Here is a 1,283-nt window from a genome sequence, read left to right as displayed (position 1 = left end):
AAGGTTGTTGTATATAAACACCTGAAACTAATTTAAGCAATTGCTCTTTTTTTCTATATACTTGTTTTTGTAAATATTCTTTACCTAAAAGTGAGTTACTAAGAGGTTGTGGCCTTTCGAGTATCTGTAATACTTCTGATATCTCGCCTGGCTCTAATATTGCATGTAATTGTTTATCTTGAAAGTAAACAATATTGAATACTGAGCTGAAAATATTGCAAAATGTTTCTGGATCTTGATTTTTGTATCCACTCATCACTTCAATAAATATTTTATCGAGTTTTTTCCCCCTGTGCTCAATTTGGTTATCTATCATAGCTACTCTAGCATCATTTTGTGCTTGTTTTATGGCTAATGGTTTTTCTTTCTCTGATAGTTCTTTGGTCTGCTTTTTTGACTTCTTTTTTCTGTTAGCCTTAAAATACTCTGTGTGCGAAGTAGTTTGACCTACATTCTGTTCTGCTTCTTGAGGTATTGGATTTTCTATACTACCCCCTGTCATCCGAGTAGCTTGACTACTTGGATCCATGTTTCTTTTTTCCTGGTCAAACGCTGGAATAACACCAAATGGTATATTGTTGCTCTGTATAGAAAATTTTGGCAATTGTTGGGAAAAGAATTGTGACGTATTAAAAAAATTGGGTAGACAGAAAAAAGATCTAAACCAGAAAACGTTTTCATGCATTGCAGCAACTACTATCGAAACACGTGTAACTTGTTTTCCATTATTTGTTACATCGAAGCCAAATGAGCCTGTAACTGGTACGATTTGTTTATTTTGTGCATTTTTTTGGTTAGTTTCACTCTGTTCTTTTTTGTCTTCATTTTCAGTTTTTTCTGCATGTTGTAGCTTTTCATTTAGAAATAACTCGATTTGGTACAAGTTGTCCAGGTTAATGTTTTCAACGTCTGTTTGTAGCGTTATCGTTGTGCCCTGCAGAAGGATTTGAGGCGGAGCACTATTTACGAATTCTTCTACAGTTTTATAACTGTTAGTTTTACAGTAGTTATTATATAGTTCACTGCTTTCTTTGGGCACTTTTATGTTGGCTGTAAAATTTTTTTCCCGGGAAAGGCAGATTTTGAAAAAATTAATTAAAGAGTTTATTCGAAATAATCTTATATTAAAGGTGTCTTTATCTGTTGCTGTTAGCTCAAATGAAAATTCTTGTATATTACTTTCAATACTTCTCGAGCGAATAGTACTGATCTTAATTGTTTCGCTAGAAAATGCTTTACTTATGTTTCTGGATTTTTCCTTAAAGAGCTTAGATAAATCCTCT

General features: G+C 33.0%; 1 protein-coding gene. It reads right to left on the bottom strand.

The genetic code is table 11. The features are described from left to right. Positions 1-1,283, bottom strand: a 1,283-nt coding sequence (locus tag BA053_RS06185; protein ID WP_065106875.1) for a hypothetical protein, incomplete at both ends; no start/stop codon positions are given.

The sequence above is a fragment of the Wolbachia endosymbiont of Nomada ferruginata genome (assembly GCF_001675785.1).
GTDB lineage: Bacteria > Pseudomonadota > Alphaproteobacteria > Rickettsiales > Anaplasmataceae > Wolbachia > Wolbachia pipientis.
This window is presented reverse-complemented; position numbering and strand designations above follow the sequence as displayed.